This window comes from Propioniciclava sp. (assembly GCF_036744435.1).
Classification (GTDB): Bacteria; Actinomycetota; Actinomycetes; order Propionibacteriales; family Propionibacteriaceae; genus Propioniciclava.
Window position 1 is genome coordinate 1 of record NZ_DAIOIA010000220.1, and the last position, 2,236, is coordinate 2,236.

The 2,236-nt window shown below is 65.1% G+C and carries 2 protein-coding genes; both read left to right on the plus strand.

Annotated features, from left to right (window positions below):
- Positions 1-109: 109 nt before the first annotated feature.
- The gene (locus V7E09_RS15355; protein WP_324523707.1) at positions 110-817 is read left to right on the plus strand and encodes an SOS response-associated peptidase; all 708 of its coding nucleotides are present in this window, start codon (positions 110-112) and stop codon (positions 815-817) included.
- Between the two features lie 106 nt (positions 818-923).
- On the plus strand, positions 924-2,236 hold a 1,313-nt coding region (gene secY, locus V7E09_RS15360; protein WP_324511705.1), incomplete at its 3' end, for a preprotein translocase subunit SecY.

Consider the following 2,236-nt stretch of genomic DNA (forward strand, 5'->3'; position numbering starts at 1 on the left):
CGGCACCGCCACCGAGGTCTGAGCAACGCTACGTTCACGCCGACGGCGAGCATCCTCAGGATGCTCGCCGTCGGCGTTTGCGTGGGTGGGCCCTGGCTAGGCTGGGCGCATGTGCGGGAGATTCGCTGCCTCGCAGAGCACCGAGGAAATCGTCGAGGCGTTCCTCATCGATGAGGTGGTGGAACCGGCGGTGGCCAACTTCAACGTTGCCCCCACCGACCCGATCCCCGCCGTCATCGAACGCGAGGACAAGGCGTCGGGGACGGTGCTCCGGAAGCTGGTGGCGCCGCGCTGGGGCCTGGTGCCGTCCTGGGCCAAGGATGCCTCCAGTGGTGCCCGGATGATCAACGCGCGGGTCGAGACCGTGGCGAGCAAGCGGGCGTTCGCGGTGCCCTTTGCCCGGCGCCGCTGTCTCATTCCCGCCGATGGCTACTTTGAATGGACGACGCAGACCGAGAACGGCCGCACCGTGAAGCAGCCGTGGTTCCTGCATCCTGCGCGCGGGCGCTTCGTGATGGCCGGACTCTACGAATTCTGGCGTCATCCCCTGGATGGGACGTGGCTCACCAGCGCGACGATCATCACCACCGTGGCGACCGACGCCCTCGGGCACATTCACGACCGCATGCCGATGGTGGTGGATCCTGGCGACTGGGGGACGTGGCTGGATCCGCGGGCGGTGGACGCCGACCTGGCCCGGAGCCTGCTCTCGGCACCCGAGGGGTTGGTTGCCCACGAGGTGTCTCGTGCCGTGAACAGCGTGGCGAACAATGGCCCGGAGATGATCCGTCCGCTCGAGCCGCCCGCCGGAGCCTGAGCCCACCGCCGATTCGGATGAGGGTTCACCGCGCGGAAGTTGGTACAGTCAGACAGGTTGGGCTCAGGCCCCGCCCGCAGTACCAGACTTCACCGTAAGGAACCGGATGCTCTCCGCCTTTATCCACGCGTTCAGGACCCCTGACCTGCGTAGGAAGATCCTGTTCACGTTGGCGATCCTGGCGGTCTTCCGGCTTGGCTCCGTGATCCCGGCACCCAACGTGAACCTGCAGAACGTCAACCAGTGTCGCATCGAGGCGACCACGGGGGACGCGGCGGGCATCTATTCGATGATCAACCTGTTCTCCGGCGGTGCGCTGCTGCAGTTGGCGATCTTCGCCCTGGGCATCATGCCCTACATCACGTCATCCATCATTTTGCAGTTGCTGACCGTCGTGATCCCCCGCCTGGAAGCCTTGAAGAAGGAGGGCGGGTCGGGCCAGCAGAAGATCACCCAGTACACCCGTTACCTGACGATCGTCTTGGCGATCATGCAGTCCACCGCTTACGTCACGATGGCGATCACCGGGCAGTTGTTCCAGGGCTGCTCGCTGTCGCTGGTCTACGACACCAGCATCTTCCCGATCATCACCATGGTCCTGACCATGACCGCGGGCACCGGCATCGTCATGTGGCTGGGTGAGCTCATCACCGAGCGCGGCGTCGGCAACGGCATGTCCGTCATGATCTTCACGCAGATCGCCGCGGCCTTCCCCGCCCAGGTGTGGGGGATCGCCCTGAGCCGCGGCACCATCGAGTGGAACGGGCTCACGCTGCCGAACGCGAACGGCTGGCTGGTCTTCGCCGCGGTCGTGGCGGTGGGCCTGCTGGTGATGCTCGGCGTCATCTTCGTCGAACAGGCGCAGCGCCGGATTCCGGTCCAGTACGCCAAGCGGATGGTCGGCCGCCGCCTGGTGGGCGGCAGCACCACCTACATCCCGATGAAGGTCAACCAGGCCGGCGTCATCCCGGTGATCTTCGCCAGTTCGATCCTCTACCTGCCGGTGATGCTGTCGCAGTTCATGCCCGACAGCCCGGTGGCGTCCTGGATCAACGCGAACATGGGTGGCTCGACCATCTGGCACAACCTGCTGATGTTCGTCCTCATCGTCGCCTTCGCCTACTTCTACGTGGCGATCACGTTCAACCCGGAGGAGGTCGCCGACAACATGAAGAAGTACGGCGGCTTCATCCCGGGCATCAGGGCGGGCAAACCGACCGAGAAGTACCTCGCATACGTGTTGTCCCGTCTCACGGCCCCCGGCTCGCTGTATCTGGGCCTGATCTCGCTCCTGCCCGCGTTCGCCTTCGTGTTCATGGGCACCTCTCAACAGTTCCCGTTCGGCGGCACCTCGATCCTGATCGTGGTGGGCGTCGGCCTCGACACGGTCAAGCAGATCCAAAGCCAGCTTCAGCAGCG

What these genes read in the sequence shown, in the direction of transcription:
- V7E09_RS15355 (WP_324523707.1), top strand. Translation starts at nt 110, where the DNA reads ATGTGCGGGAGATTCGCTGCCTCGCAGAGCACCGAGGAAATCGTCGAG.